Raw genomic sequence first — 26,593 nt, 5'->3', positions numbered from 1 at the left:
CCCCATGGCCACCGGCATCAATATCAAAACCTATTATGACGGCGCGTGGCATGACGGCGACCGTATGGTCATCAATGCGGCGGATCATGGTGCCTGGCTGGGCACCACCGTGTTTGACGGGGCACGGTTGTTTGACGGGCTGTCCCCCGATCTTGAAAAACACTGCGCGCGGGTCAACCGATCGGCCGAGGCACTGATGATCACCCCCACGGTCAGCACTGAAGACATGGTAGCGATGGTGCGTGAGGGGCTGGCCAGCTATGCCCGCAACCAACCGGTTTATATCCGTCCGATGTATTGGGCGCTGGCGGGGGATGAACTGGGCATTGTGCCGCGCGCAGGTGCCACGGGGTTTGCCATTTCACTGGAAGAAATTCCGATGGCCCCACCAGAGGCTGCAACCACCCTGACCCGCACGCGCTTTCGCCGCCCGGTGCTGGAGGACAATGTGGTCAACGCCAAGGCGGGCTGCCTCTATCCCAACAACGCGCGTATGCTGGCAGAGGCGCGGTCCAAGGGCTTTGGTAATGCGCTGGTCGCGGATGCGGTGGGCAATGTGGCGGAAACGGCATCCGCAAATGTCTTTATGGTCAAGGATGGCGAGGTATTCACCCCGGTGCCGAACGGCACGTTTCTGGCCGGCATCACCCGCGAACGCCATTTGATCAACATGCGGGCTGACGGCATCAAGGTCCATGAGGCCGTGTTGTCCTTTGACGATTTCCACGCTGCTGACGAGGTTTTCCTGTCGGGCAACATGATGAAGGTCACCCCGGTCGCTGCGTTTGATGATACCAGGTATGAAACCGGGGCGAATGCCAATCCGGTCACGCGACGGGTACGCGAAATGTATTGGGACTGGGCTGCGTCCGAACGTTAGGACAAGGTGACACAGGCAGCCGCATCAACGGCAGTTTACGATTGCGCGAAACCCGCGCAGCCGCCATGATCCACGTCCAAGGAGAAAGACAATGCGTAAGTTCCTCGTTGTGCTGGATGATAGCACCGAATGTCTGAATGCCATGCGCTTTGCCGCGCTCAGGGCCAATCACACCGGCGGCGGTGTAGAGGTGCTGTCGGTGATCCCGCCGGATGAGTTCAACCACTGGATCGGTGTGGGTGACATCATGCGCGAAGAGGCCCGCGAGCGGATCGAAGTGCATTTCGAAGTATTTGCCAAATGGATGCGCGACAAACAGGGTGTTGACCCGGAATTGGTCATCCGCGAAGGCGAACCGGTGGACGAGATCATCGCACAGATCGCAGAAGATAAGGAAATTGGTGTTCTGGTGCTTGGCGCTTCTTCCGATAAGAAAAAGGGGCCGGGGCCGCTGGTCACGCAATTGACCCGTTCGGCAGGCACCTTGCCGGTGCCGATCACAATTGTGCCCGGCGACCTCAGCAAGGAACGGCTTGAGGCCATTACCTGAGGTCTGGACCTGTCGGCCCAAGCAGTTTAGAATGATTCCAAGACTTGAAAAAGCGCGCTCTGATCCGCATATCAGCCTCAGACATCCAAAGGACGCCCAGCATGTTTATCCAAACCGAATCGACACCAAACCCTGCCACCCTGAAATTTCTGCCGGGACAGGCTGTGCTTGACATGGGGACCGCGGATTTCCCGACAGCTGATGCGGCGGACGGGTCCCCGCTGGCGCAGCGGCTATTTGCCGTTGATGGCGTAACAGGGGTGTTTTTCGGAACCGATTTTGTGACCGTGACCAAAGCGGATGCCATCGAGTGGGATCACATCAAACCCGCGCTGCTGGGCGCCATCATGGAACATTACCAATCCGGCCAGCCGGTGATGGGCGATGATCACAAGGCCACCTCTGGCCATGCGGAACACACCGGCGATGATGGTGAAATTGTCGGCCAGATCAAGGAATTGCTGGACAGCCGCGTGCGCCCTGCGGTGGCACAGGATGGTGGCGACATTACTTTCCACGGGTTTGAGCGCGGCGTGGTCTATCTGCACATGCAGGGCGCATGCGCCGGCTGCCCCTCCTCTACCCTGACGCTGAAAATGGGTATCGAGAACCTGTTGCGCCATTACATTCCGGAAGTGACGGAAGTGCGTCCTGTCGCATAAACGCCGCTTCGATGTCATATCCTGCAATCCTGTCTTTCGATACATCAGCCGCGCATTGCGCGGCTGCCGTTTTTGCACAGGACGCTTTGCAATACTCTGCAACCGAGGCGATGGCGAAAGGGCAAGCAGAACGTATTCTGGTCCTTTGCCAAGACGTGCTTGCGCGTGCCAGTCTGACCTTTGACGATCTCACGGCGATCGGCGTTGGCGTTGGCCCCGGCAATTTCACCGGCATCCGCATCTCCGTTTCTGCGGCCCGTGGTTTGGCCCTGGGGCTAGGCATTCCCGCAATTCCTGTTTCAACTTTCGAGATGCTGCGCGACCCATTTGGCGCGGAGGCGACAGCTTCCGAACTGGTTGTTGTGGCAGCACCACGCGGCGCGGCCTATGTCCAGCCGTTCCGGTATGGCCGCCCCTCCGCTGCGCCCGAACTTATAGACCCGGCCACCCCCCCCGATCACCTGCGCGCTGTGAACCTCTGCGTGACAGGGCATCTGGCGAACGAAATAGCGGGCAATCTGGGTGGCACCCCCAATCCAACAAGCGCCGACGACGATCCGGCAGCCCGCATTGCCCGCATTACGGAATGGAAACTGGCAAACGGCCATGATTTGGCGACCCGACCCGCACCGCTTTATGTACGCGCGCCAGATGCGGCACCGGCACGGGACAAACCACCCGTGATCCTCGCGTGACACCTGCACAGCTCGCAAAAATCCACCGCGCAGCTTTTCAACGTGAACGCCCGTGGTCTGCGGAGGAATTCCAAGGCCTGCTCGACAGTGCTTATGTCACGTTGTTTGATCAACCGCATGGTTTTGCCCTCACCCGCAACATTGCAGGCGAATCCGAAATGTTGACCCTTGCCGTCGATCCGGCACACCACCGCAAGGGCATCGGAAGTGGCCTTGTCGAACGTTGGATCAAGACACTTGAGGGCACCGCCGACACCGCCTTTCTGGAGGTCGCCGCCGATAACACCGCAGCGATCAAGCTTTACCGTGAATTCAGGTTTGTCGAAGTGGGGCGCCGCGCCGCCTATTATGCGCGCAAAAACGCGGCATCGGTAGATGCGATTGTCATGTCTCGCAAGGTTACCCAAGGTCCGACACCTGATTCCACGCGATAATCTTGAGGAATCGGTTGACCCTCCCCCCCCGCTGCGCCCTAAATTAACCCTGATCGTCTGATCTCGGGCAAGGGGCCACTGCTGGCCCTGCCCCAACATTGAAAAACTGGGAGACATAATATGACCCTTATGACCAAATTCATGGGCGCGGCTGCCGCAATGGCGCTGAGCGCCGGTGCAGCACTGGCCGAACCGGCGCTGATCTTTGACCTTGGCGGCAAGTTCGACAAATCCTTCAACGAAGCAGCATTTAACGGTGCCACACGCTGGGCCGAAGAGACCGGCGGCACCTTCCGTGAAATCGAAATGCAATCCGAAGCCCAGCGCGAGCAGGCCCTGCGCCGCTTTGCCGAGACCGGTGCCAATCCGATTATCACCATGGGTTTTGGCATGGCCGATCCGCTGTCCGCTGTGGCACCGGATTATCCCGACACAAAATTCGCTGTGATCGACGTAAGCTGGCTTGATTTCCCGAACGTCCGCCAGGTCGCCTTTGCTGAGCATGAAGGGTCTTACCTTGTTGGTATGATGGCTGCCATGGCCTCCAAAAGCGGCACAGTCGCTTTTGTCGGCGGCATGGACGTCCCGCTGATCCGCCACTTCGGCTGCGGCTTTGCCCAAGGCGTAAAAGCGGCGAACCCCGACGCCAAAGTCATTGCCAACATGACAGGCACCACGCCTGCCGCTTGGAATGACCCGGTGAAAGGTTCTGAAATCACCAAGGCGCAGATCAGCCAAGGCGCGGATGTTGTCTATGCTGCGGCAGGCGGCACCGGTGTGGGTGTTCTGCAAACGGCGGCTGATGAAGGCATTCTGTCCATCGGTGTGGACAGCAACCAGAACCACCTGCATCCGGGCAAGGTCCTGACGTCCATGCTGAAACGCGTGGATGTTGCGGTCTATGAAGCCATGAAAGCTGGCGAAGACCTTGAGACCGGCGTTGTGGTGACGATGGGTCTGGCAGAAGAAGGTGTGGGTGTCGCAATGGATGACAACAACGCCGCTCTGGTCACTGACGAAATGGAAGCCGCAGTAAACGCTGCACGCGATGATATCATCGCTGGCAAAGTCAACGTGGTGTCCTATTACGAGAACGACAGCTGCCCAGCGCTGGACTTCTAAGTGAGCGACGAGACAACAGCGAAGCGGCAGGCAACTGCCGCTTCCACTGCCCCCGCGATCGAGCTGAAAGGCATCTCGAAAGCCTTTGGTCCGGTTCAGGCCAACAAGGACATTTCCATTCGCGTCATGCCCGGCACGATCCACGGGATCATCGGGGAAAACGGCGCGGGAAAATCGACGCTGATGTCGATCCTTTATGGGTTTTACAAAGCCGATAAAGGCGAGGTTTGGATCAACGGGTCCAAGACCGAAATCCCTGACAGTCAGGCGGCCATTGCTGCGGGCATCGGGATGGTGTTCCAGCACTTCAAACTGGTTGAAAATTTCACGGTACTTGAGAATATCATTCTGGGTGCCGAAGACGGGCGGTTATTAAAACCCTCTTTGGCCAAGGCCCGGCGCTCGCTGGTGGAGCTGGCAAATGACTACGGGTTGAACGTTGATCCTGACGCTTTGATCCAAGACATCGGCGTGGGCATGCAGCAACGTGTCGAAATCCTCAAGGCGCTGTACCGGCAGGCCGATATTCTGATTCTGGATGAACCCACCGGCGTGCTGACCCCAGCCGAGGCCGACCAGTTGTTTCGCATTCTTGACCGGCTGAAATCCGAAGGTAAGACGATCATCCTGATCACCCATAAGCTGCGCGAAATCATGGAGACCACCGATACAGTTTCGGTGATGCGGCGCGGTGAAATGACCGCAACGGTCAAGACCGCCGATACCTCTCCGGCAGAGCTGGCCGAATTGATGGTAGGGCGTAAGGTATTGTTACGCGTCGATAAAAATCCACCGACACTGGGAGATGTGGTGCTAGACGTCAAGGGCCTGAAGGTGGTTGATGACAAGGGCGTGGAGCGTCTGCGCGGGATTGATTTGCAGGTGCGCGCCGGTGAGATTCTGGGCATCGCAGGGGTTGCGGGCAACGGGCAGTCCGAACTGCTTGAGGTGCTGGGCGGCTATGCCGATGGCACTGGTGAGGTCCGCCTGAACGGTGCGCCGCTTGATCTGACGGGACGCCTGTCTGATGGCCAGTCGCGCCGCCGCAGGGGCATTGCCCATGTGCCCGAAGATCGCCAGCGCGAGGGGCTGATCATGGAATATCAGGCCTGGGAAAACACGGCCTTCGGCTATCACCATGATCCTGAATACCGCGCCGGGGTGTTGATGAACAACGCCGCGATCCGCGACGATACCGCTGAAAAGATGGAACGGTTTGACGTGCGCCCGCCAAATCCGAAACTCGCTGCTAAGAACTTCTCCGGCGGCAACCAGCAGAAAATCGTGCTGGCCCGCGAGATAGAGCGCAACCCGGATCTGTTGCTGATCGGCCAGCCGACACGTGGTGTGGACATTGGTGCCATCGAATTTATCCACCAGCAAATTGTCGCCCTGCGCGATCAGGGCAAAGCGATTCTTCTGGTCTCGGTCGAGCTGGAGGAAATTCTGGCCCTCAGCGATCGGATTGCCGTGATGTTTGACGGTCAGGTCATGGGTGAGCGCCTGCCGGATCAGACAGATGAGAAAGAACTGGGCCTGCTGATGGCGGGCATCACAGATACGGATGCGGCGGCTGCCGCAAAGGGGACATAACATGGATGTGATGCCAAAATGGGCCGAAGTTGTCCTTGTGCCGCTGATTTCGCTGTTGCTGGCCGGCATTATTTCCGCGCTAGTGGTACTGGCAATCGGTGAAGATCCGGTTGCCGCGGCCAAGCTGATGGTGACAGGCGCGCTCGGCTCTACATACGGCTGGGGCTATACGCTGTATTACGCCACGAACTTTATGTTCACGGGTCTGGCCGTTGCCATCGCCTTCCATGCGCGGCTGTTTAACATTGGTGGCGAAGGTCAGGCGATGCTGGGCGGTTTGGGTGTGGCGTTGGCCTGCCTGTACATCCCTTGGCCACATTGGTCGCTGGCGCTGGTTGGGGCGGCGGTCATGGCGGGGCTGTTTGGTGCGGTCTGGGCCGCGATCCCTGCCTGGCTGCAAGCCAAGCGCGGCAGTCACATTGTGATCACCACCATCATGTTCAACTTTATAGCTGCCGCTTTGCTGAACTATACGCTGGTCAATATGCTGCGCCCCAAGGGCAGCATGGATCCGGCCACCGCACGGTTCCCAGAAGCCACAAACCTGCCCACCCTGCATGATCTTCTGTCCCCTCTGGGCATCGAGTTTTCCAAGGCCGCACCAGCCAATGTGTCACTATTGCTTGCCATCGCGGCCTGTATCGGGCTTTGGGTGCTGATCTGGCGCACGCGTCTGGGCTATGAAATCCGCGCCTATGGCCATTCGGAATCAGCGGCCAAATACGCGGGCATCTCGCCGTTTAAGATCACGATGATCGCGATGATCATTTCCGGCGCTTTGGCCGGGCTGATGGCGACCAATAATGTCATGGGCGAAGCCGAACGGCTGGTTCTGAACTCGACAGAGGGTGCCGGGTTTATCGGCATCGCGGTGGCGCTTATGGGGCGGTCACATCCTCTGGGTGTCTTTATCGCGGCGATTCTGTTTGGCTTCCTGTACCAAGGCGGTGCCGAGCTTGCACTGTGGACCTCAATCCCGCGTGAATTGATCGTGGTGATTCAGGCCCTCGTCATCCTGTTCACCGGTGCACTGGACAATATGGTGCGCATGCCCCTTGAAAAGCTGTTCCTCGCCCTGCGACGCGCACGAACCAGCAAAGCAGCGGGGGCAGCGGACTGATGGATTATCTCACGCTTATCCAATTGCTCGATTCATCCCTGCGCCTTGCCACACCGCTGCTGCTGGCCTGTCTGGCCGGGTTGTTCAGTGAACGCGCTGGCATCTTCGACATTGGGCTTGAGGGCAAAATGCTGGCGGCAGCGTTCTTTTCCGCTGCGGTCGCCTCTCTGACCGGCAGTGTCTGGATTGGCCTTCTAGCCGGTATCGGCGCGTCCCTGGCGCTTGCCGCGCTACATGGCATTGCCTCGATCACCTTTCGCGGCAACCAATTGATTTCCGGCGTGGCGATTAATTTTCTGGCGGCGGGCATGACCGTGTTGATTGCGCAAAGCTGGTTCAAACAAGGGGGGCGCACCCCATCACTGATGGGTGGTGCCCGTTTTGAAGGGATCACCCTGCCCGGTGCAGATGCAATTGCCGATGTGCCCTTCATCGGCCCGCTCTATTCGGAACTGATTTCAGGCCATTCTATCCTTGTCTATATGGCCTTGGCGGCTGTGCCGCTGACATGGTGGCTGCTCTATCGCACCCGCTTTGGACTGCGCTTGCGAGCCGTGGGCGAAAACCCCGCGTCGGTCGATACGGCAGGGGTTTCCGTTGTCGGCTTGCGCTATGCGGCGGTGGCGATTTGCGGCGTGTTGTGCGGCATTGCCGGTGCCTACCTCAGCACCGCCTTGCAAGCGGGCTTTGTCAAAGACATGTCGGCGGGGCGTGGGTTTATCGCACTTGCGGCGCTGATCTTTGCCAAATGGCGGCCTTGGTATGCGCTTTGGGCGACGTTGCTGTTTGGGCTGTTCGGCGCGCTTGAAACCCGTCCCGATGTGATCGAATCCATCATCGGCATGAAGGTTCAGGCCCAATTTTTGGGGGCTTTGCCTTATATCATGACAGTGGTTATTCTGGCCGGCTTTGTCGGCAAGGCCATCCCGCCCAGAGCAGGCGGAGAGCCTTATGTTAAAGAACGCTAGGCTGGCCACGATAAGGCCAGTTTACGCATCCCGTTGGTCCGATGTTGTAGCAGACTGCAAGGACCGTTGATTTGATACAACCATCGCGCTAAGGGACTTTATGCAAATCTACCTTCCTATTGCCGAAGTATCGGTCAATGCCTTCCTCCTGCTGGGGCTTGGTGGGCTGGTGGGCGTCCTTTCGGGGATGTTCGGTGTTGGCGGCGGCTTCTTGATGACGCCGCTGTTGTTCTTTATCGGCATCCCTCCGGCCGTGGCTGTTGCCACCGAAGCGAACCAGATTGTCGCCTCTTCTTTCTCGGGTGTATTGGCCCATTTCAAACGAAAGACGGTGGACCTCAGGATGGGCACCGTACTGCTGATCGGCGGTTTGATCGGGGCGGCGTTGGGTGTTTTGGTCTTTAACTATCTCAAGGCACAGGGTCAGGTCGATCTGCTGGTCAAACTGTGTTACGTGATTTTCCTTGGCGTTATTGGCGGGTTGATGTTTCTGGAATCGCTGAATGCGATCCGCAATACGAAAAAGGGCAAAGCCCCGCCGCGCAAGAAACACAACTGGATCCACGGCCTGCCGTTCAAAATGCGGTTCCGCGTTTCGGGGCTTTATATCTCTGTCATTCCACCGCTGCTTGTCGGTGTTGCCGTCGGCATTCTAGCGGCAATCATGGGTGTTGGCGGCGGGTTCATCATGGTGCCCGCAATGATCTATCTTCTGGGGATGCCGACCAAAGTGGTTGTTGGCACCTCGCTCTTTCAGATCATTTTCGTGACCGCCTTTACCACCATGTTACACGCCACAACCAACTATACCGTCGATATTGTTCTGGCGGTTCTCCTGCTGGTCGGTGGTGTGATTGGTGCGCAAATCGGGGCAAGGATCGGCGTTAAAATGAAGGCCGAACAACTGCGTATTCTGCTGGCGATGATGGTGCTGGGCGTCTGTGGCAAACTGGCGATGGACCTGTTGCTGCAACCTTCCGAGCTTTATTCACTTGGCGCGGCGGGGGGCCACTGATGCGCGCGCTGCTGTTTGCCCTCACCCTGCTTCTGGCCCAGCCCGCCTTGGCCGAAGAAATCGTGCTGGGTCTCAGCAGCGATCAGGTGTCGATCAACACCAATTTCGACGGTTCCGAAATCCTGATTTTCGGTGCCGTCAAACGCGAGGAACCGGCCCCCGATGAGCCACGTTTGCAAGTTATCGTCACCGTGGCGGGTCCGTCAGAGCCGGTGACAGTGCGGCGCAAGGAAAAGCGGTTTGGCATCTGGGTCAATGTCGATGCGGTAGAGGTGGATCATGCCCCCAGTTTCTATGCCGTCTCGACCAGCACCCTTCTGGGCCTGTCGCTGAGCGAAACCGAGGATCAGCGCCACAGCGTTTCAATCCCCCGCGCCATCCGTTCCGTTGGTGCCCCGATGAACATCACTGACAGCGAAAGTTTTTCCCAGGCGCTGATCCGCATCAAATCCGCATCAAACCAGTATCAGCTGAACGAAGGCACGGTCAGCGTCGACGAGCAGACTTTATTTCGCACCGCGATTGAACTGCCCGCCGCCCTGACCGAAGGGGATTATAAAACGCGGATTTTCCTGACGCGCGGCGGTGATGTGGTCGCGAAATACGAAACCAGCATCTTTGTACGCAAGGTCGGGATGGAACGCTGGTTGTTCCGCATGTCGCGCGAAAATGCGTTTTTCTATGGGCTGATGTCATTGGCGATTGCAATCGCTGCAGGTTGGGGCGCCTCAGCCGTGTTCACCGCACTGCGCCGCTGATCGGGCCCTTGTCGCAACCGGGTGGTTTACAGAAACTGATCTGGCTCTGGCGCATCAAGCGTCAGTGTGGCCGCTGGAACTGCCTTCAGATCATCCACCACCAAGGGACCGCTGGGCTTGGACAGACGGTTGCGCACAACCCAGATCAGCCGCTCCTGTGCACGGGTGATGGCAACATAGGCCAGACGCTTCCACAGTGGCTGCCCCGCCTCTACCCGGCCCATACGCGCCGCGGCATATAGATCAGGGGCAAAGACCTGCACATTCTCCCACTGGCTGCCCTGTGCCTTGTGAATCGTCACCGCCGCCCCATGCAAAAAAGTGGCACCCATCCGTGCCGCAAAGGGGATAAAGGGTTCTTCCTCATCCGGCTTTTCGATTTTCACAATAGAGGCGGCACTGACCTGCGGGTCCTCCGCCCCCATCACATGCAGGCGGCTGAACCCCGGTTTACGCCCGTCCCCCAGCCAGATCACCTGAGCGCCTTTGATCAACCCGCGCGCCTCGAGGTCCAGCCGTTTCTTGCGGTGTTTCAACGGCAGCTCTATGCCGTCACAGATCAGCGGTTCCCCCGCGAGCAGCGCATCTTCGGGCGCACCATGCACGGCGCGAAAGGCGTTGATCAGCCGGATGCGCGTGGCATTGCGCCAGACCAACACCGGCGAACGGGCCATCAGATCCACCTCAACCCGCTGGCCCCAGACAACGCGATCATCCTTTTTCGCCGCTTCTTCAATCATCCGTTCGAATTGCTCAAACCCCAGATCAGGATCAGCCAGCGCATGGGCCAGATCAAGGATCGGGTTGCCCGCGTCCTGCCGGAAAATACGGTTCAGGTTCATCACCCGTTTCTCGGGCAGCTTTTCAAACACCATCGTGCCGGATTGGTTGACCGGTGCCAGCTGCGCGGGATCACCGAACAGCAAAAGCGTTGGGAAAATTTCCTTAAGGTCCTCGAATTGCTTGTCATCCAACATGGAGGATTCATCGATAAACCCGATATCCAAAGGTTCTTCGCGTCGTTTCCAGCCGGTGATAAAGTCGGAACCCCGCAGCCCGGCGGCAGCCAAGGCACCGGGGATGGATTTGTTGTTGGCATAAAATGCGGCAGCGCGGTCCAGCGAAATCTCGGTCAGCCCTTCAATCTCCGGGCGCTCCCCGTTGCCCGCCAGCCATTCGGCGATACGTTCATATTCGGGGTCATAAACCGGTGTGTATAGAATGCGGTGAATGGTTGTTGCGGGCACGCCGCGCAGACGCAGAACCGAGGCCGCCTTATTGGTCGGCGCAAGGATCGCCAATGTGCGCTTGTCTTTGCGTTTTTTGCTTTCGTAATCGCCTGAAATTACCTCAACACCAGCGGCTTCCAGCGCTTTGTAGAGCTCGGCCAGCAACAGCGTCTTACCCGACCCCGCCTTGCCCGTCACCGCCATTACCTGATCCGCCCCGCCAGCGGGCGGCATCAGCAGGCTGTCGTCCAGATCAATGCCCGCGTGGCGTAACATCTCTGCCACCGCATCAAATGCGGCGGCCTGATCGTCGGAATAGGTAAGTTCAGTTGTCATGCGCCCTGTCTACGCAAGGCAGGTCAGCGGGACCAGCAAGATTGCAGCATTTCAGCCGTTTTTCCGAGCGTCCAAGCGCCGCGCATCTCGCAGGATCAAATCACAACAGCGCCGCAAACACCTGCGCTACACAACAATCAGTCCCTGACTCAAAACGCGGGCAACAGCATGTGTGGTGTTCGATGCCCCCAGTTTGAAACGGGCGCTTCCGATGTAGAGCCGCAAGGCATGTTCGGAAATCGACAGTGATACGGCAACCTGCACCCGGCTGTATCCGATGGCCAACAAGGTCATCGCATCCACTTCGCGCGGGCTCAGCGGCTGGGCAATCTCGCGGGTAGGCTTAGGCTCCAGCTCAAGCGCTTTTCGTTCAGGAAATGTGCAATCAGGATCAAATCGCGCCGATGCTCACGTGCAAAGGTTGCCCAAGCCGCATCACCACTGCTGGTGTTCCGGTTGGGTTCAGTCTTTGGACATAAAACGGCCGGCGAACCACAAAGGTGATCCGCCGGCCGGTGTTTCCAGATTGGAAGCAATCAGAGGTTATCCGCGTGCGTCCAAAGCGTCTTCCAAGGTGCGCAGGCCCGTTTTGGGGGATTGAACCAGCACCGACATATTGCCAGGCTTATGTTCATTGCGCAGCATTTTCATATGGGCTTCGGGCAGGTCATTCCAAGTAAAGACCTCCGACATGCAAGGGTCAAGTCGGCGTTCCAGCATCAGCTTGTTGGCCGATGACGCCTGTTTCAGATGGGCAAAGTGGCTGCCCTGCAAACGCTTCTGGTGCATCCACATATAGCGCACGTCGAACGTCAGGTTGAAACCCGAGGTGCCCGCACAAATCACAACCATGCCGCCCTTTTTCACAACAAAGGTGGAGACAGGGAAAGTCGCCTCGCCGGGGTGTTCAAACACCATATCGACGTTCACGCCTTTGCCGGTGATGTCCCAGATCGCCTTGCCGAACTTGCGGGCCTCTTTGAACCATTCGGCATATTCCGGTGTGTTCACCTTGGGCAACTGGCCCCAGCAATTGAAATCCTTGCGGTTCAACACGCCCTTGGCACCCAGATCCATAACAAAATCGCGTTTGCTTTCGTCAGAGATCACCCCGATGGCATTCGCGCCCGCAGTATTGATCAGCTGGATCGCATAAGATCCCAGACCGCCCGACGCGCCCCAAACCAGAACATTCTGGCCCGGCTTCAGGTCGTGCGGCTCGTGGCCGAACAACATCCGGTAAGCGGTCGCGAGTGTCAGCGTGTAACAGGCCGCCTCTTCCCATGTCAGGTGCTTGGGGCGTGGCATCAGCTGCTGCGCCTGCACATTGGTGAACTGGGCGAAAGACCCATCCGGTGTTTCATACCCCCAGATGCGCTGTGACGGTGAATACATTGGATCGCCACCGTTGCATTCCTCGTCGTCGCCATCATCCTGGTTACAGTGAATGACAACCTCATCACCGACTTTCCAGCGTTTGACCTTGTCACCAACGGCCCAGACGATGCCAGACGCATCGGAGCCTGCAATATGGAATGGCTGTTTGTGACCGTCAAACGGGCTGATCGGCTCCCCCAATGACGCCCAGACCCCGTTGTAGTTCACGCCCGCTGCCATCACGAGGACCAGCACGTCGTGGCTGTCCAGCTCTGGCACATCGACAACCTCTTGCAGCATCGCCGTGTTGGGTTCCCCGTGACGCTCACGACGGATGGTCCACGCATACATTTGTTTCGGGACATGACCCATCGGGGGCATTTCACCAACCTCATAGAGGTCCTTTTCAGGTGCGTCATACTGCGCAACGTTTGAATCGAGTGCCATGGGCGGCCTCCTATGGGTAAATCGTCTGAATTGCCGCGATGCAGAATCGCGTTGGTGTCCCCATGGAATAAGATTCACCGCGCAACAATGCAACACCAGAAGTCACTCTTTTGTAACTTTATGACCCAGCAGGTGCAGAAAATCCTTTTGCGCGCGCAGCATCCGCCTGAAAATAATGGGCAATCGAATTGGCATAAAAGCGCAGGATCGCCTGTTTGCCCTCGATCACATGCCAGCCGCCATCACGTTCTTCGATCAGTTTGCGATTGACCAACCCTTCAATCGCCCGCGAAATCTCAAGCGGACGGTCAGCGGCGTCTACAACACGGTAGTCTTCGGGCACAGCGTCGAACAATGCCGCTGCTTGCTTGCGCAGAGCGGTGTCCTCGATGCCCTGTTCCCCCAGCAGCACATGACAGACCGCTGGCACAGCGAGGATCGGCATCACGCCGGCAATCCGGCCCATCAAGTCATGAGACAGTGTTTCAACCTGCACCTGCGCCCCCGCCTCCCGCAGCGACAGGGGCGTGCCAAAGGTCACGGCGGCGGTCCCGAAACGGGTTTCCTGAAAGGTAACCTTTTGCCAAAGCTTGCGCAGTACAAAGCCCACAACAACAGAAATCCGCGCCCCGAACCGCCGGTCGCCGCGTTCATGGGCGGCGATTAAAACAATATCCTCCAGCACCCGATCATAGTTGATCGCCACAGGCACAAACACCACATCGCGCCCGCCCTCCGGGTCAAATCCCTCCACCAGATAGGACATCAACCCCATTTTGGGCTTTTGCAGCTTACCGGTCAGGCTCAGCCCGCCTTCCGGGTAAAACGCCTGATTGACCCCGCCGGCGGTTGCCATCTGCACATAACGCGCCAGAACCTTGCGATAGAGCGCGCCGCGCGCACGGCGCCGGATAAAATATGCCCCCAGCGATTTGATCAGCCAGCTAAGCGGCCAGACCTGCGCCCATTCGCCCACAGCGTAAGACAACGCAGAATCGCGTGCCGCCAGATAGGTCACCAGCACGTAATCCATATTGCTGCGGTGGTTCATTACGAAGACAACCGTGGCATCCTTTGGGATCCCGCTCAGAATGCGGTCATTCACATCTGAACGTTCAATCCGGTAGACAAAATTCGCAAGTAGCCGTGTCAGCCGGATGGCAAAGCTGAAATAGGCGAAGGCAGAAAAACTCGGCACGATCTCGCGCGCATAATCACGAGCCTTTTCAAACGCGACATTTTCCGGCACACCATTTTCCCGTGCGTAATTCACAATCTCACGGGTGACGTCAGGATCATAGATCAAACGCTGGATCATGTCATAGCGCCGCGCCAGCTTGAACGGTTCGATGGGGCGTTTCAGCCGCGTGTTCAGCCGTTTAACCGCTTTTTCCAACCGCCGCCGAAAGAACCAACGCACAGAGGGCAACAGAAAATGGCTAAGTGCCGTGACCGCTGCGAAGAGCATGATCAGCACAAAAAGCCACAGGGGAAGTTGCACGGTCTGTGTCATGGGCGCACCCTTGCAGTGTCAGAGGCCAAGAACAATATAGGAAGTGTCGGATAAAGGATGCAGCCAGTGGATTTCACCGTCACAAAAGGATTTTCAGACCATGAGCGTGCGCAGATTGCGGCGCTCTACTGGGAGGCATTTACCCAGAAGCTGCACCATGTCCTTGGGCCGGAAGACAAGGCGCTGCAGTTCATCGCCGCCCATCTGCACCCAGACTTCGCCTTGATCGCCCGTGATACAGAGGGGCAGATCCTTGGCGTCGCGGGTTTCAAGACACAGCAAGGTGCCCTGATCGGTGGCTCCCTGCGCGACATCGCCGAGACCTATGGCTGGTTATCCGCCTGCTGGCGTGCACCACTTCTGGCGCTGGTCGAAAGGGATCTGGCCGAAGGTGTCTTGTTGATGGACGGCATCTGCGTCTCTGCGCAGGCGCGTGGTATGGGGCTTGGCACCGCCCTGCTGGACGCGATCAAACAAGAAGCCGCGACACAGGGGCTGAATGCTGTCCGGCTGGATGTGATCAACACCAATCCACGTGCCCGCGCATTGTACCAGCGCGAGGGGTTCAGGGAGATTGGTCAGGAAAACCTTGGCCCGTTCAAATACGTTTTTGGCTTCGACAGCAGCACCCAAATGCTTTGTCCTATTGCACCGGTGCCTTGAACGACGCCAGCAGATCGGACATCGCACTTCGATCAACAGCGATGATGCCACGGCGCGGCCGGTCAAGATCGACGATGAGAAAGACCAAAAGCACAATCAGCGTCAGCATCAGATACACCGGGGTGGCCGGTTTCGTGCCATTCACGCCCGATGAGAACCCCAGCATCGCACCGGACAGGATAAAGGTCACAAACAACATGATCAGCACAACCTCTGGCACATGCCGGTCAAGAGCCGCATTGCGCGAGGCAAGCGCGTCGATCATATCGTTCAACGCATTGGTCAGGGAAACCGCCGCCGGCCCGCCGGGATCACGGGCATTGGCCGCCGCGATGGACCAGATCTGTGCAAAGGTCTCCTCGGCATTGGCGGTAAAGGCATCGCGCTTACGGTGCTGATCGGCCGAAACATCCCCAGCTTCAACGCGCAGCCGGGTATATTTCAACAGGCTGACCTTGGCTTGGGTTTTTGCCGCGCCTTCAAGAAACTCCAGGCGCAACCAGGCTGTTCCAATCGCATTTGCCTCTGCCACAACTGAGCTTGAGCGCGCATCGTGGCGCGACAGGGACAGCGAGAAGGTGAACCCCAGCAGCAAGGCCAACAGGCCCAGCAGGGACCCCTGAACCGCCGTCGATTGCGCGCGGGTCTGTTCGGTTTCTACGTTTTGCCGGCGGAATCCAATGTGATATCCCAACCAGGTGGCCAGCAGCATTGCAATCAACAGGCCACCGGCAATCAGTGGCGTAGGAATATCATACATCAGCTCTTTCGGTTCCATGAAAGCATCCAAGAACGGAAGTGTTGCAGTCCCCTATGCCGCCGCTTGCCTTGCGTCAATTATCATCGCACCATGCCGCAACGCAGCGAATTGACATTGGCATAAAATGTCCCGTACATAACAAAACACGCAAGATTATTGCCCAACCGATTCAGGGAGCCCCCCATGTCCGCGCAAAACAAAGACCGTCCATGGCTGATCCGCACCTACGCGGGCCACTCCACCGCAGAAGCGTCAAATGCGCTTTACCGATCCAATCTGGCGAAAGGGCAAACCGGTCTGTCGGTCGCTTTCGATTTGCCGACACAGACCGGATATGACAGCGACCACATCCTGTCGCGCGGCGAAGTCGGTAAGGTCGGTGTGCCGGTCAGCCATCTGGGCGATATGCGCATGCTATTCCGCGATATCCCGCTGGAGCAGATGAATACCTCCATGACGATTAATGCCACGGCACCTTGGTTGCTGGCCCTCTATATTGCTGTGGCCGAGGAACAGGGTGCGGATATTTCCGCCCTCAATGGCACCGTGCAAAATGATCTGATCAAGGAATACCTGTCGCGCGGCACCTATATTTGCCCGCCTGCCCCTTCGCTCAAAATGATCGCGGATGTGGCCGAATATTGTTACACGCATGTGCCGAAATGGAACCCGATGAATGTTTGTTCCTATCACCTGCAAGAGGCCGGTGCGACGCCGGAGCAGGAATTGGCTTTCGCCTTGGCAACGGCCACTGCGGTGCTGGACCAATTACGTCCGCGCGTAGATGAAAAGGACTTTCCTGCATTGGTGGGACGTATTTCATTTTTCGTAAATGCCGGTATCCGTTTTGTCACCGAAATGTGCAAAATGCGCGCCTTTGTCGATTTGTGGGATGAAATCTGCCTTGAACGCTACGATGTTGAGGACAGCAAATACCGCCGATTCCGCTACGGGGTGCAGGTCAATTCGCTGGGCCTGACCGAGCAACAGCCAGAAAACAACGTCTACCGTATTCTGATCGAGATGCTGGCCGTGACCCTGTCGAAGAAAGCCCGCGCCCGCGCCGTGCAATTGCCCGCATGGAACGAGGCGCTTGGACTGCCGCGTCCATGGGATCAGCAATGGTCGATGCGGATGCAGCAAATTCTGGCGTATGAAACCGACTTGCTGGAATTTGATGACCTGTTTGATGGCAATCCGGCGGTTGATAAAAAGGTCGAGGAATTAAAAGCCGGGGCGCGTGCCGAATTGGCATTACTGGATGGCATGGGCGGCGCAATTGATGCCATTGACTATATGAAGGGCCGTCTGGTCGAAAGTAATTCCGACCGTCTGGGCCGTATCGAAGCGGGTGAAACCGTGGTTGTCGGTGTGAATAAATGGCAGCAAGGGGAACCCTCCCCGTTGATGACAGGCGATGGCGGCATCATGGTTGTCGACCCGGCAGTCGAAGCGGAGCAGATTGGCCGTCTCAACGCGTGGCGCGCTGAACGCAACGAGGGAGAGGTCAACGCCGCCCTTGCGGACCTGCGCGCCGCTGCTGCGGAAGGGCGCAATGTGATGCCCGCCTCTGTGGCCGCTGCCAAGGCGGGCGTGACCACTGGCGAGTGGGCGGCACAAATGCGAGCTGTGCATGGTGAATACCGTGGGCCAACGGGTGTCGCAAAAGGACAATCCAACAAGACCGAAGGTCTGGACGATCTACGCGCTGCGGTAGATGCGGTGAGCGACAAGCTGGGTCGTCGCTTGAAATTCCTTGTCGGCAAACCAGGACTTGATGGTCATTCAAACGGCGCCGAACAGATTGCTGTGCGCGCGCGTGATTGCGGCATGGACATCGCCTATGAGGGTATTCGCCTGACCCCTTCGGAAATCATTCAGGCGGCCCGTGAGGACGCGGCGCATGTTGTCGGGCTGTCAATCTTATCCGGCTCTCATATCCCTTTGGTGGAAGATCTTATTACCCAGATGCGCAGCGCGGGGTTGGGTCATATTCCGGTTATCGTCGGCGGCATCATTCCTGACGACGATGCAGCGCGGTTGATCTCAATGGGAGTCGCGCGTGTCTATACGCCAAAGGATTTTGAATTGAACATGATAATGCAGGATATCATCACCCTGGCCGACCCTACGGCCGTCGCCGCGGAATAAATTGACACAAATCCTCTCTTTTCTTTGATTATGAATTGGTTAACTCCTTTTCACATAAGTTGTGAAAAAAGGGGTTTACCTGTGCATATCGAACTTAAATCAATGACCCGTAAAGAGCTGGAGAAACATCTTAAAGATGTGCAGAAGGCATTAAAGACCGCAAGGGCCCGCGACCAACGCGAGGCCTTAAAAGCCGCCGAAAAGGCCGCTGCTGAATTTGGTTTCTCGCTTGATCAATTGTCCAGCGACGCACCCAAGGCACGCAAAGCAACTAAAGGCAAAGCCCCGAAAAAAAAGGTTAAATCAAAACCGATGTATGCCAATCCGGCGGATAAAGGCCAGACCTGGACCGGCAAGGGACGCCAGCCCAATTGGTATCGTGAAGCCATGGCAAATGGGGTTTCACCAGAAACCCTGAAAATCTGAGATAAACCTGCCCGATATTGGAACCTTACCGGTGGTTGTTTTCGGTAAGGGGCCAATTCGGCGTTTTTCTCGCAAGGTATTGATTCGTATGATACCTTTTCCTTGAAAAATCACTCAACCTATTGCGCGCATTACTATCGCGCTGCGCACGTATTGCGGGTCGCATTGCATTTCTTATTGATGCCGCCGCGCACAAATGCACTTAGTTGGCAAACAAATTAGGAGCCTCCAATGACCGTCCATATCGGTGCCGCCCCCGGCGAAATTGCCCAGACCGTTCTGATGCCCGGCGATCCCTATCGCGCAAAATGGGCCGCCGAGACGTTTCTGAAAGACGCCAAACTGGTGAATGAAGTGCGTGGAATGCTGGGGTTCACCGGCACATGGAACGGCAATCCAGTGACCATTCAAGGCTCCGGTATGGGCATGCCTTCGCTGTCGATTTACGCCAATGAATTGATCAGCGAATACGATGTGCAGACGCTTATTCGCATCGGGTCCTGCGGTGGGATGCAGCCCCATGTGGGAATTCGCGATGTCATTGTCGCCATGACAGCCAGCACAATCACTTCACCCTCCTCTGGTATTTTCCGCGAACTTAACTTCGCGCCCACGGCGGATTGGTCGCTATTGCGCGCAGCTGTTGCAGCTGCTGAGGCGCGGGGCACTAAAACCCATGTCGGCGGCATCTATTCATCGGATGTATTTTACGCCGAACGCAAAGATCTGGACGAACAGATGGTGCGCCACGGTATTCTGGGCGTCGAAATGGAAGCGGCAGAACTTTACACGCTGGCGGCTCGCTATGGCCGGCGCGCATTGGCGGTGCTTACAGTATCGGACCATTTGCAAACCGGCGAGGCGCTGCCGTCAGAGGATCGCGAAAAGACCTTTGGCGATATGGTTGAAATCGCGCTTGAGGCTGCTTTTTCCTGAGGTTCAAAGCCCGTGCGTGCGATCATAGCCATTCACATGATTGTCTGCGCGGGCTTTTAAGACGTCCAATTCCGGGGCAAATACCTCTACCAGCAGCGGGTAACAGCGGGCCACATCCGATGAATGCTCTGCCGAGCAATCCCCACCGGGACAGGCGCTAAGCGCGCCCAGCAAATCAATCTCAGCAAAGAACTCAAGATAATCACCCGGGCGCACGGGGCTGGCTTTCATAAAGTATTGGCCGGTATCGCGGGTAAAGCCTGTGCACATAAAGACATTTAACACATCGTGCACATGTGGCTCCGCTTCTGCCAATGGCACATCCAGATGTGCCGCCAAGGCGCGGGTCAAATTGGAATGACAGCAATGGTGATATTGTCCGCCTTTCAACAAATGATGCGTATAGGGATCACAGCGGGTGCCGATCACATCATGCACAGAGCCGCCAAATGCGTCGATGCCATACCAATCCAGCGTATCACGGGTAATCGTGGTCATGGGGCGCAGATGCGGGAAGCTCGACCACATCTGCTGGCCCGTAGTGATATGGGTGCCATGCAGCGCACGGGTTTTGCCGGAATAGAACTTTTCGCTCAGATCCTTGGCGTTCCACAAGTTTAAGTCACCCACCTGCGCCGCCTCAACAGAGGATATCCGAAAGAAATGGCCCGCAGGTACGGTGAAGGTACTTGCATCCCGTGGCGGCACCAGCACCTCATCCGTTTTGCGTAATTCGGCGCGGGCTTGGGCATAAAGCGCCATGTCGGGCTGTGGCAATGTCTCTACCGGATAGCAGATCACCGGCTGGATAGCGCGGCGTGCCTCGGCGTCTGACGGGGTGTTTTCTGTCATGCGTTTTGTCCTGCAATGCGGCCCGAGAACAGGCAGCCGCCCAAAAATGTGCCTTCCAGCGCGTTATACCCGTGATACCCGCCACCACCGAAGCCACAGACCTCTCCCGCAGCATAAAGCCCGGGCATCACTGTCCCGTCAGGCGTTAAAACGCGGCCCTCGATATCCGTATGTAGCCCGCCAAGGGATTTGCGCGTCAGGATGTTCAGACGCACGGCAATCAGCGGACCATTTTCACCCTCAAGGATCGCATGCGGTTTGGCCGTGCGGATCAGCTTGTCCCCACGGTATGCACGGGCCCCGCGAATGGCGGTGATCTGGGCGTCTTTACTGAAAGGGTTGGCCAGCTGCGCATCGCGGCTGGCAATCTGTCGCCGCAACCCTTCCAGCTCAAGCGGGTGATCTGGTGTCAGCCGGTTCATCCCCGCGACAAGGGTCTCCAGATCATCAGCAACAACAAAATCCGCACCTTTGTTTTTGAAGGCCTCAACCGCCGGTGTCGCCCCGGCACCAACCCGCGCCTTCAGCACGTCCATCCAGCCGCCATCGGTCAGATCGGGGTTTTGTTCTGACCCGGACAGGGCAAATTCCTTTTCAATGATCTTTTGCGTCAGGATGAACCACGAATGCTCGCCCGCCTGCAGGATACGTTTAAGCGTGCCCAAAGTATCAAAGCCCGGCAGGAACGGGGCTTCCATGCGCTGGCCCTTGGCGTCAAACCACATCGAGGACGGACCGGGCAGGATGCGGATGCCGTGGTTCGGCCAGATCGGGTTCCAGTTCTGCACCCCTTCGCAATAATGCCACATGCGGTCTTCGTTGATCAGCCCCGCACCCGCCGCTTTGGCAATGCCATGCATCTTGCCATCCACGTAATCGGGCACACCGGCCACCATGACCTTGGGCGGTTTGCCCAGTCGGGCCTCTGGCCAGTGTTTGCGGACAAGCGCATGATCACCGCCAACGCCGCCGGTGGTCAGAACCACGGCATCGGCGTGATGTTCAAAACTGCCTGTTACCTCGCGCGAGGTGCTTTGCCCCCGGGCCGCTGTTGAGTTTTCCAATACGTCACCGCGCACACCCGTCACGGCACCATCTGTAGTGATCAATCCTGTGACCCGATGGCGAAAAGCCAGTTTCAGCTTTCCGGCGGCAGCATATTCGGTCATCCGTTTGAGAAAAGGGGCAACAACCCCGGTGCCGGTGCCCCATGTGATGTGAAACCGTGGCACCGAATTGCCGTGCCCATGCGCCTGCGCCCCGCCCCGTTCGGCCCAGCCGACAACGGGAAACCAGCGCATCCCCAAATCAAAACACCATTGACGCATCGGGCCTGCCGCCCATTCAACAAAGCGTTCGGCATAAAGGCGCGGATTGGCATCTTCAGGACGGTCAAACTGCGCCGACCCCATCCAGTCATTCAATGCCAGTTCAGGGCTGTCCTTGATCCCCATGCGCCGTTGTTCGGGGGTGTCGACCATGAACAAACCGCCCAAAGACCAAAACGCTTGTCCGCCAAGGGATTGCGGCGCTTCCTGATCCAGCATCAGAACGCTGCGCCCGCGCAAGATCGCCTCATGGGCCGCAACCATGCCGGCAAGGCCTGCGCCTACAATGATGACGTCCGTTTGAGTATTATCCATGCGCTCTCCCCGCTTTGGTCGAGGATAGTGCCGATCCGCGCCGCTTGTCGAGAAAGACGCGGTGTCACGCCTCGGGTTTGCCGGACTGGGCCAAACACTGACGGGGCACCCCATCACTGCGGGCGGTTTCCTGACCACAGGTGATACAGTTGTAACGGATCAAGCCACCGGAGCTTTCGCGAGTGGTCTGACGCCACCGACAGCGGCGGCGGTCCTTGTTACGGTTGGCGTATATCGCCACCGCAATTACGACAATTATCAGGAATGGAAGGAAAAACACCGGCAGCCTTACTGGCGGTTCCGGCAATCACCGCACAACTGCGGGGCTGCCGGACCCTTTGGTGTGGTCAGGTCAAACGGTGCGTTCAACCATCAGTTTCTTGATCTTGGAAATGGCCAATGCCGGGTTCAACCCCTTTGGACACGTCTTGGCGCAGTTCATGATCGTGTGGCATCGGTAGAGCTTGAACGGATCCTCAAGCTCGTCCAGCCGCTCGCCTGTTGCCTCATCCCGGCTGTCAATGATCCAGCGATAGGCGTGCAGCAACGCCGCTGGCCCAAGGTAGCGGTCGCCGTTCCACCAGTAGCTGGGGCAGGATGTCGAACAGCAGGCACACATGATGCACTCGTAAAGACCGTCCAGTTTGGCGCGGTCATCCACCGACTGCTTCCATTCTTTCACAGGTGCGGGTGTTTCGGTTTCAAGCCACGGCTGGATGCTGGCGTGCTGAGCATAGAAATGTGTCAGGTCGGGGATCAAATCCTTGACCACTGGCATATGCGGCAGCGGGTAAATCTTGACCGCGCCTTTCACTTCTTCAACGCCATAAGTACAGGCCAGCGTGTTGATGCCGTCAATATTCATTGCACAGGATCCGCAAATCCCCTCACGGCAGGAACGACGGAAGGTCAGGGTTGGGTCGATTTCGTTCTTGATCTTGATCAGCGCGTCCAAAATCATCGGGCCGCAGGTGTCCATATCGACGAAATATGTATCAACCGCCGGGTTTTTGCCGTCATCGGGGTTCCAACGATAGATGTGGAATTCCCTGACATTCGTCGCGCCGGACGGTTTGGGCCAAGTCTTGCCACTTGTCATCCGCGAGTTCTTGGGGAGTGTCAGCTGAACCATGTCGCGTCTCCATCTTTCTGGGCAGGCTTGCCCGTTTCATTCGTTTTGCCACCTGCGGCAGCGATTATTCAGGCCGCGTCCTTGCGGACAAACAGCGTATTCTGTTCGGCTTGAAGGGTGGCTTCAAAGCCAAGCCCCTTGATCTGCGCCACCAGATCAACATCCCATTCATCCGCATGGGCCGTCTCAACAAGCATCACATCCGGCAACCATCCGGCCGCATCCAGAAGCGGGCCAAGGGCCGCCACCTCTGCACCTTCAACATCGATCTTCAGCACGGAAACATCATAGTTTTCCGCACCATGGATGAAATCCAGCAAGGGGCGCACCGGCACCAATGTCGCCCCATCCTGCCCCGCCTTGATCGGCATCAGCGATGCCTGCCCAAAGTTGCGTTCGCGAAAGTTCAGCATTGCCTCGCCGTCCTCACTGCCCAGCGCGCAACCTTCAATCCGCACAACCGTGCCTAGGTTGTTCAACCGCACATTATGGCCCAAACGGCCAATCATCGTAGGGTTAGGTTCAAAGGCGATGACACGGCTGTCCGGCCCTGCGGCAAAGGCCAGCGGGATGGTATAAGCCCCAGAGTTCGCACCGATATCCAGCACAAAGGCGTTTCGCCCTTCGACAACTTCGGTCAGTGCCATCAACGATTTCACCTCTGGCGGGTGGCCGTCACGCCAGATCATCCTGTCGGTGAAATTGTCGCGCGGATCCACATACATGCGCATGCCGGCAAATTCGATTTCCTCGGGCGGCAGGATCGGCACCAGTTTTCGACGGGTGGGGCGGTCCGCCGCGCGGAATACAGAACGCAACCGCTCTGACAGCAGGGCCGCCTCTGTCGGGTTGGGGGTGGGATTGTGCTTTGTGCTCATGATCAAATGATACCGCTGCTGAGTGCGGAGGTTTGCAGGCATTGCACCGTTTCAGGGCGTGACAAGACCGTGCGCACCGTTGCAACCGTCTGGTCATCTACGCCCAGCACCGCCGCTCTGGCAAAATCGCGAATTTCCAAGGCAGAGGAATTGTCGATGATGCAATCGGTAAACGGTGTGATCAATTCCTTGGGGACCTGAGGAAAGCGGGTCGCAAGGGTTTCGGTCACCACCCCTTTGGCCCCCTGCCGCGCAGTTGTATCCACCGCCTGCTGCACAGGGGCACAGGCGGTCAGAAACAACAACACTATGGCTGCAAATGCCCTCATGTCACTGCACAACCATCAGTCGATTGGTCTGCCGTCGACACAGTAAAGCGTGCCACGGTACATGCCGTTGAACTTTGGCGGGCAGCCGGGCACGGTATACCGCACGGTGCTGCGCACCCGCTTGGGTTGGCTGCCGTTGCTGCGATCCTTTGGGTAATATTGCTTTGTCGGGCGCACCGCCACTTCGCCAACATAGCCTTTGGCCCCGACATAAGCGTCGCTATGACCGTCGGCCTGCACCGCCATTGGCAAAGCCGAAGCCAGTGCGACAACAGCCGCCAGCGTCTGTGTTTTCAACAGAATCCCCATCAATAGACCCTCGCTTTTGGCGCGATCTTTTTCAGGTCGATCCCGCCCTCTTTTTCCTGCGTCAATGGCTTGAGCTGTACACCGCGATAGCCCAGTGTCGCATCATTGCCGTCGAACCACGTCAGGGAATGCTTGCGCCAGTTCTTATCGTCGCGATCCGGGTAATCCTCATGGGCATGCGCCCCACGGCTTTCCTTACGTGCAGCAGCGGCGGTGATTGTCGCCGTTGCGTTCGGCATTAGATTGGTCAGCTCAAGCGTTTCCATCAGATCAGAATTCCAAACCAACGATTTGTCCGTGACATGCAGGTCGTTCAGCTTGGCTGCGACACCCTTCATCTTCTCTTCACCCTCGGCCAGCGTCTTGTCAGTACGGAAAACAGCGGCGTCGGCCTGCATGGTTTTCTGCATCTCAAGGCGCAGGTCTGCTGTCGGGATCTGACCCTTGGCGTAGCGCAGCCCGTCAAACCGATCAAACGCCGCTTCAACCGAGGCTTTGTTCGGCGTTGGCACCGCGGTTTTCAGGTCGACAATTTCCGCCGCGCGGATCGCAGCGGCACGGCCAAAGACCACAAGGTCGATCAAGCTGTTGGAGCCCAGACGGTTCGCCCCATGTACAGAGGCACAACCGGCCTCGCCCACGGCCATCAGGCCCGGTGACACCTTGTCCGGGTCATCATCCGTCGGGGCCAGAACTTCTCCCCAATAGTTGGTTGGGATGCCGCCCATGTTGTAGTGAACAGTCGGCAGTACAGGAATTGGTTCCTTGGTCAGGTCGACACCCGCAAAGATGCGCGCGCTTTCCGAAATGCCCGGCAGGCGCAGGTCAAGTGTTTCCGGCGGCAAGTGATTCAGGTGCAAGTGGATGTGGTCCTTGTTCTCGCCCACACCGCGCCCTTCGCGGATTTCCATTGTCATACAGCGGCTTACCACATCACGTGACGCCAGATCCTTATATGTCGGCGCATAGCGCTCCATGAACCTCTCACCTTCGGAGTTGGTGAGGTACCCGCCCTCGCCCCGTGCCCCTTCGGTGATCAGACAGCCGGCACCGTAAATCCCGGTAGGGTGGAATTGCACAAATTCCATATCCTGCAATGGCAGCCCCGCCCGTGCGGTCATGCCGCCGCCGTCGCCGGTGCAGGTATGCGCAGAAGTGGCCGAGAAATAAGCGCGACCATAGCCGCCCGTGGCCAGCACAACCATCTTGGCGCTGAACAGGTGCATGGTGCCGTCATCCAGTTTCCAGCACAGAACGCCCTGACAGACGCCATCGTCGGACATGATCAGATCAATGGCGAAATATTCGATGTAGAATTCCGCGTTGTTCTTCAACGACTGGCCGTAAAGCGTGTGCAGAATGGCGTGACCGGTGCGATCCGCCGCGGCACAGGTGCGCTGCACCGGCGGGCCTTCGCCAAATTCGGTGGTGTGACCACCAAAGGGGCGCTGGTAAATCTTGCCCTCCTCGGTGCGCGAAAATGGCACGCCGTAATGCTCAAGCTCGTAAACTGCCTTGGGGGCCTCGCGCGCCAGATACTCCATCGCATCCGTGTCACCCAACCAGTCCGACCCTTTGACCGTGTCATACATATGCCACTGCCAGTTATCGGGGCCCATGTTGGACAGCGAGGCGGCGATGCCACCCTGTGCCGCAACAGTGTGAGAGCGGGTCGGGAATACTTTGGACACACAGGCGGTACGCAACCCCTGCTCTGCCATCCCCAATGTTGCGCGCAGGCCAGCCCCGCCAGCGCCCACAACAACCACGTCATATTCGTGGGTTTCATACTCATATGCGGCCATATCGGTCTTC

General features: G+C 57.7%; 27 protein-coding genes and 1 pseudogene. 15 read left to right on the top strand and 13 right to left on the bottom strand.

Translation table 11 applies throughout. The features are described from left to right. Positions 1 to 4: 4 nt before the first annotated feature. From QQL78_RS02765 to QQL78_RS02715, 11 genes are all read left to right on the top strand, one after another. Positions 5 to 880: a branched-chain amino acid aminotransferase gene (locus QQL78_RS02765; protein WP_284370336.1), complete on the top strand. Its 876-nt coding sequence runs from the start codon at positions 5 to 7 to the stop codon at positions 878 to 880. 91 nt (positions 881 to 971) lie between these two features. Beyond that, positions 972 to 1,430 carry a universal stress protein gene (locus QQL78_RS02760; protein WP_284370334.1) on the top strand — a complete coding sequence of 153 codons (459 nt, stop codon included), beginning with the start codon at positions 972 to 974 and terminating at the stop codon, positions 1,428 to 1,430. A gap of 101 nt (positions 1,431 to 1,531) precedes the next feature. After that, on the top strand, positions 1,532 to 2,092 hold the full coding sequence (locus QQL78_RS02755; RefSeq protein WP_284370332.1) for a NifU family protein: 561 nt from the start codon (positions 1,532 to 1,534) through the stop codon (positions 2,090 to 2,092). An 11-nt stretch (positions 2,093 to 2,103) separates the two neighbouring features. After that, on the top strand, positions 2,104 to 2,787 hold the full coding sequence (tsaB, locus tag QQL78_RS02750) for a tRNA (adenosine(37)-N6)-threonylcarbamoyltransferase complex dimerization subunit type 1 TsaB (protein WP_284370330.1): 684 nt from the start codon (positions 2,104 to 2,106) through the stop codon (positions 2,785 to 2,787). Further along, complete coding sequence (locus tag QQL78_RS02745) at positions 2,784 to 3,221, top strand: GNAT family N-acetyltransferase (RefSeq protein ID WP_284370328.1); 438 nt, start codon at positions 2,784 to 2,786, stop codon at positions 3,219 to 3,221. The genes tsaB and QQL78_RS02745 overlap by 4 nt, the downstream gene beginning before the upstream one ends. 120 nt (positions 3,222 to 3,341) lie before the next feature. After that, positions 3,342 to 4,343 (top strand): BMP family lipoprotein, encoded by a 1,002-nt coding sequence (locus tag QQL78_RS02740; RefSeq protein ID WP_284370326.1) that lies wholly within the window; start codon positions 3,342 to 3,344, stop codon positions 4,341 to 4,343. Further along, complete coding sequence (locus QQL78_RS02735; protein ID WP_284370324.1) at positions 4,344 to 5,936, top strand: ABC transporter ATP-binding protein; 1,593 nt, start codon at positions 4,344 to 4,346, stop codon at positions 5,934 to 5,936. Position 5,937: 1 nt separating this feature from the next. After that, positions 5,938 to 7,056 (top strand): ABC transporter permease, encoded by a 1,119-nt coding sequence (locus QQL78_RS02730; RefSeq protein WP_284370322.1) that lies wholly within the window; start codon positions 5,938 to 5,940, stop codon positions 7,054 to 7,056. Then, complete coding sequence (locus QQL78_RS02725; RefSeq protein WP_284370320.1) at positions 7,056 to 8,024, top strand: ABC transporter permease; 969 nt, start codon at positions 7,056 to 7,058, stop codon at positions 8,022 to 8,024. The genes QQL78_RS02730 and QQL78_RS02725 overlap by 1 nt, the downstream gene beginning before the upstream one ends. Positions 8,025 to 8,124: 100 nt before the next feature. Next, on the top strand, positions 8,125 to 9,039 hold the full coding sequence (locus QQL78_RS02720; protein WP_284370318.1) for a sulfite exporter TauE/SafE family protein: 915 nt from the start codon (positions 8,125 to 8,127) through the stop codon (positions 9,037 to 9,039). Then, a complete protein-coding gene (locus QQL78_RS02715; RefSeq protein ID WP_284370317.1) occupies positions 9,039 to 9,797 on the top strand; it encodes a TIGR02186 family protein in 759 nt (252 codons plus the stop codon). The genes QQL78_RS02720 and QQL78_RS02715 overlap by 1 nt, the downstream gene beginning before the upstream one ends. 26 nt (positions 9,798 to 9,823) lie before the next feature. Here QQL78_RS02715 and QQL78_RS02710 read toward each other — a convergent pair whose 3' ends face one another. From QQL78_RS02710 to QQL78_RS02695, 4 genes and pseudogenes are all read right to left on the bottom strand, one after another. Then, the gene (locus QQL78_RS02710; RefSeq protein ID WP_284370315.1) at positions 9,824 to 11,362 is read right to left on the bottom strand and encodes an ATP-dependent DNA helicase; all 1,539 of its coding nucleotides are present in this window, start codon (positions 11,360 to 11,362) and stop codon (positions 9,824 to 9,826) included. Positions 11,363 to 11,488: 126 nt separating this feature from the next. Further along, a pseudogene (locus tag QQL78_RS02705) lies at positions 11,489 to 11,799 on the bottom strand (response regulator transcription factor); the annotation flags it as partial. A 106-nt stretch (positions 11,800 to 11,905) separates the two neighbouring features. Beyond that, complete coding sequence (gene ccrA, locus QQL78_RS02700) at positions 11,906 to 13,186, bottom strand: crotonyl-CoA carboxylase/reductase (RefSeq protein WP_284370313.1); 1,281 nt, start codon at positions 13,184 to 13,186, stop codon at positions 11,906 to 11,908. A 118-nt stretch (positions 13,187 to 13,304) separates the two neighbouring features. After that, complete coding sequence (locus tag QQL78_RS02695) at positions 13,305 to 14,699, bottom strand: 1-acyl-sn-glycerol-3-phosphate acyltransferase (RefSeq protein WP_284370311.1); 1,395 nt, start codon at positions 14,697 to 14,699, stop codon at positions 13,305 to 13,307. Positions 14,700 to 14,756: 57 nt separating this feature from the next. Between QQL78_RS02695 and QQL78_RS02690 the strand changes: the two genes are divergently transcribed. Further along, positions 14,757 to 15,362: a GNAT family N-acetyltransferase gene (locus QQL78_RS02690; protein WP_386258871.1), complete on the top strand. Its 606-nt coding sequence runs from the start codon at positions 14,757 to 14,759 to the stop codon at positions 15,360 to 15,362. Here QQL78_RS02690 and QQL78_RS02685 read toward each other — a convergent pair. Beyond that, positions 15,343 to 16,140, bottom strand: coding sequence for a bestrophin-like domain (locus QQL78_RS02685; protein ID WP_284370307.1), 798 nt, complete (start codon positions 16,138 to 16,140; stop codon positions 15,343 to 15,345). The two genes, QQL78_RS02690 and QQL78_RS02685, sit on opposite strands and share 20 nt — an antisense overlap. Positions 16,141 to 16,305: 165 nt before the next feature. Between QQL78_RS02685 and QQL78_RS02680 the strand changes: the two genes are divergently transcribed. From QQL78_RS02680 to deoD, 3 genes are all read left to right on the top strand, one after another. Beyond that, complete coding sequence (locus tag QQL78_RS02680) at positions 16,306 to 18,273, top strand: protein meaA (RefSeq protein WP_284370306.1); 1,968 nt, start codon at positions 16,306 to 16,308, stop codon at positions 18,271 to 18,273. A gap of 81 nt (positions 18,274 to 18,354) precedes the next feature. Continuing rightward, on the top strand, positions 18,355 to 18,699 hold the full coding sequence (locus QQL78_RS02675) for an H-NS histone family protein (RefSeq protein ID WP_284370305.1): 345 nt from the start codon (positions 18,355 to 18,357) through the stop codon (positions 18,697 to 18,699). A 231-nt stretch (positions 18,700 to 18,930) separates the two neighbouring features. Continuing rightward, a complete protein-coding gene (deoD, locus tag QQL78_RS02670; RefSeq protein WP_284370303.1) occupies positions 18,931 to 19,635 on the top strand; it encodes a purine-nucleoside phosphorylase in 705 nt (234 codons plus the stop codon). Between the two features lie 3 nt (positions 19,636 to 19,638). Here the strand turns inward: deoD and QQL78_RS02665 are convergent, their stop codons facing one another. The 8 genes from QQL78_RS02665 to sdhA all read right to left on the bottom strand — a co-directional run bounded on the left by QQL78_RS02665 (position 19,639) and on the right by sdhA (position 26,583). Further along, positions 19,639 to 20,487 carry an urea carboxylase-associated family protein gene (locus tag QQL78_RS02665; RefSeq protein ID WP_284370301.1) on the bottom strand — a complete coding sequence of 283 codons (849 nt, stop codon included), beginning with the start codon at positions 20,485 to 20,487 and terminating at the stop codon, positions 19,639 to 19,641. After that, complete coding sequence (locus tag QQL78_RS02660) at positions 20,484 to 22,130, bottom strand: FAD-binding dehydrogenase (RefSeq protein ID WP_284370299.1); 1,647 nt, start codon at positions 22,128 to 22,130, stop codon at positions 20,484 to 20,486. The genes QQL78_RS02665 and QQL78_RS02660 overlap by 4 nt, the downstream gene beginning before the upstream one ends. Before the next feature lie 64 nt (positions 22,131 to 22,194). After that, positions 22,195 to 22,410, bottom strand: a complete 216-nt coding sequence (locus tag QQL78_RS02655) for a hypothetical protein (RefSeq protein ID WP_284370297.1) — start codon at positions 22,408 to 22,410, stop codon at positions 22,195 to 22,197. A 72-nt stretch (positions 22,411 to 22,482) separates the two neighbouring features. Beyond that, on the bottom strand, positions 22,483 to 23,262 hold the full coding sequence (locus QQL78_RS02650; RefSeq protein WP_284370295.1) for a succinate dehydrogenase iron-sulfur subunit: 780 nt from the start codon (positions 23,260 to 23,262) through the stop codon (positions 22,483 to 22,485). Between the two features lie 68 nt (positions 23,263 to 23,330). Next, positions 23,331 to 24,140 (bottom strand): FkbM family methyltransferase, encoded by an 810-nt coding sequence (locus QQL78_RS02645; RefSeq protein ID WP_284370293.1) that lies wholly within the window; start codon positions 24,138 to 24,140, stop codon positions 23,331 to 23,333. Between the two features lie 2 nt (positions 24,141 to 24,142). Further along, on the bottom strand, positions 24,143 to 24,469 hold the full coding sequence (locus QQL78_RS02640; protein ID WP_284370290.1) for a hypothetical protein: 327 nt from the start codon (positions 24,467 to 24,469) through the stop codon (positions 24,143 to 24,145). Between the two features lie 15 nt (positions 24,470 to 24,484). Beyond that, the gene (locus QQL78_RS02635; protein ID WP_284370288.1) at positions 24,485 to 24,778 is read right to left on the bottom strand and encodes a hypothetical protein; all 294 of its coding nucleotides are present in this window, start codon (positions 24,776 to 24,778) and stop codon (positions 24,485 to 24,487) included. Next, positions 24,778 to 26,583, bottom strand: a complete 1,806-nt coding sequence (sdhA, locus tag QQL78_RS02630) for a succinate dehydrogenase flavoprotein subunit (RefSeq protein ID WP_284370287.1) — start codon at positions 26,581 to 26,583, stop codon at positions 24,778 to 24,780. Before sdhA ends, QQL78_RS02635 begins: the two co-directional genes overlap by 1 nt. Positions 26,584 to 26,593 lie beyond the last annotated feature (10 nt).

Source organism: Sulfitobacter pacificus (assembly GCF_030159975.1).
Taxonomy (GTDB): domain Bacteria; phylum Pseudomonadota; class Alphaproteobacteria; order Rhodobacterales; family Rhodobacteraceae; genus Sulfitobacter; species Sulfitobacter pacificus.
This window is presented reverse-complemented; position numbering and strand designations above follow the sequence as displayed.

Bases quoted from the DNA above. Each gene is read 5' to 3' on its own strand.
- QQL78_RS02765 (WP_284370336.1), top strand. From the start codon at position 5: ATGGCCACCGGCATCAATATCAAAACCTATTATGACGGCGCGTGGCAT.
- QQL78_RS02760 (WP_284370334.1), top strand. From the start codon at position 972: ATGCGTAAGTTCCTCGTTGTGCTGGATGATAGCACCGAATGTCTGAAT.
- QQL78_RS02755 (WP_284370332.1), top strand. From the start codon at position 1,532: ATGTTTATCCAAACCGAATCGACACCAAACCCTGCCACCCTGAAATTT.
- tsaB (WP_284370330.1), top strand. From the start codon at position 2,104: ATGTCATATCCTGCAATCCTGTCTTTCGATACATCAGCCGCGCATTGC.
- QQL78_RS02740 (WP_284370326.1), top strand. From the start codon at position 3,342: ATGACCCTTATGACCAAATTCATGGGCGCGGCTGCCGCAATGGCGCTG.
- QQL78_RS02730 (WP_284370322.1), top strand. From the start codon at position 5,938: ATGGATGTGATGCCAAAATGGGCCGAAGTTGTCCTTGTGCCGCTGATT.
- QQL78_RS02725 (WP_284370320.1), top strand. From the start codon at position 7,056: ATGGATTATCTCACGCTTATCCAATTGCTCGATTCATCCCTGCGCCTT.
- QQL78_RS02720 (WP_284370318.1), top strand. From the start codon at position 8,125: ATGCAAATCTACCTTCCTATTGCCGAAGTATCGGTCAATGCCTTCCTC.
- QQL78_RS02715 (WP_284370317.1), top strand. From the start codon at position 9,039: ATGCGCGCGCTGCTGTTTGCCCTCACCCTGCTTCTGGCCCAGCCCGCC.
- QQL78_RS02710 (WP_284370315.1), bottom strand. From the start codon at position 11,362: ATGACAACTGAACTTACCTATTCCGACGATCAGGCCGCCGCATTTGAT.
- ccrA (WP_284370313.1), bottom strand. From the start codon at position 13,186: ATGGCACTCGATTCAAACGTTGCGCAGTATGACGCACCTGAAAAGGAC.
- QQL78_RS02695 (WP_284370311.1), bottom strand. From the start codon at position 14,699: ATGACACAGACCGTGCAACTTCCCCTGTGGCTTTTTGTGCTGATCATG.
- QQL78_RS02690 (WP_386258871.1), top strand. From the start codon at position 14,757: ATGCAGCCAGTGGATTTCACCGTCACAAAAGGATTTTCAGACCATGAG.
- QQL78_RS02685 (WP_284370307.1), bottom strand. From the start codon at position 16,140: ATGGAACCGAAAGAGCTGATGTATGATATTCCTACGCCACTGATTGCC.
- QQL78_RS02680 (WP_284370306.1), top strand. From the start codon at position 16,306: ATGTCCGCGCAAAACAAAGACCGTCCATGGCTGATCCGCACCTACGCG.
- deoD (WP_284370303.1), top strand. From the start codon at position 18,931: ATGACCGTCCATATCGGTGCCGCCCCCGGCGAAATTGCCCAGACCGTT.
- QQL78_RS02665 (WP_284370301.1), bottom strand. From the start codon at position 20,487: ATGACAGAAAACACCCCGTCAGACGCCGAGGCACGCCGCGCTATCCAG.
- QQL78_RS02660 (WP_284370299.1), bottom strand. From the start codon at position 22,130: ATGGATAATACTCAAACGGACGTCATCATTGTAGGCGCAGGCCTTGCC.
- QQL78_RS02650 (WP_284370295.1), bottom strand. From the start codon at position 23,262: ATGGTTCAGCTGACACTCCCCAAGAACTCGCGGATGACAAGTGGCAAG.
- QQL78_RS02645 (WP_284370293.1), bottom strand. From the start codon at position 24,140: ATGAGCACAAAGCACAATCCCACCCCCAACCCGACAGAGGCGGCCCTG.
- QQL78_RS02640 (WP_284370290.1), bottom strand. From the start codon at position 24,469: ATGAGGGCATTTGCAGCCATAGTGTTGTTGTTTCTGACCGCCTGTGCC.
- QQL78_RS02635 (WP_284370288.1), bottom strand. From the start codon at position 24,778: ATGGGGATTCTGTTGAAAACACAGACGCTGGCGGCTGTTGTCGCACTG.
- sdhA (WP_284370287.1), bottom strand. From the start codon at position 26,583: ATGGCCGCATATGAGTATGAAACCCACGAATATGACGTGGTTGTTGTG.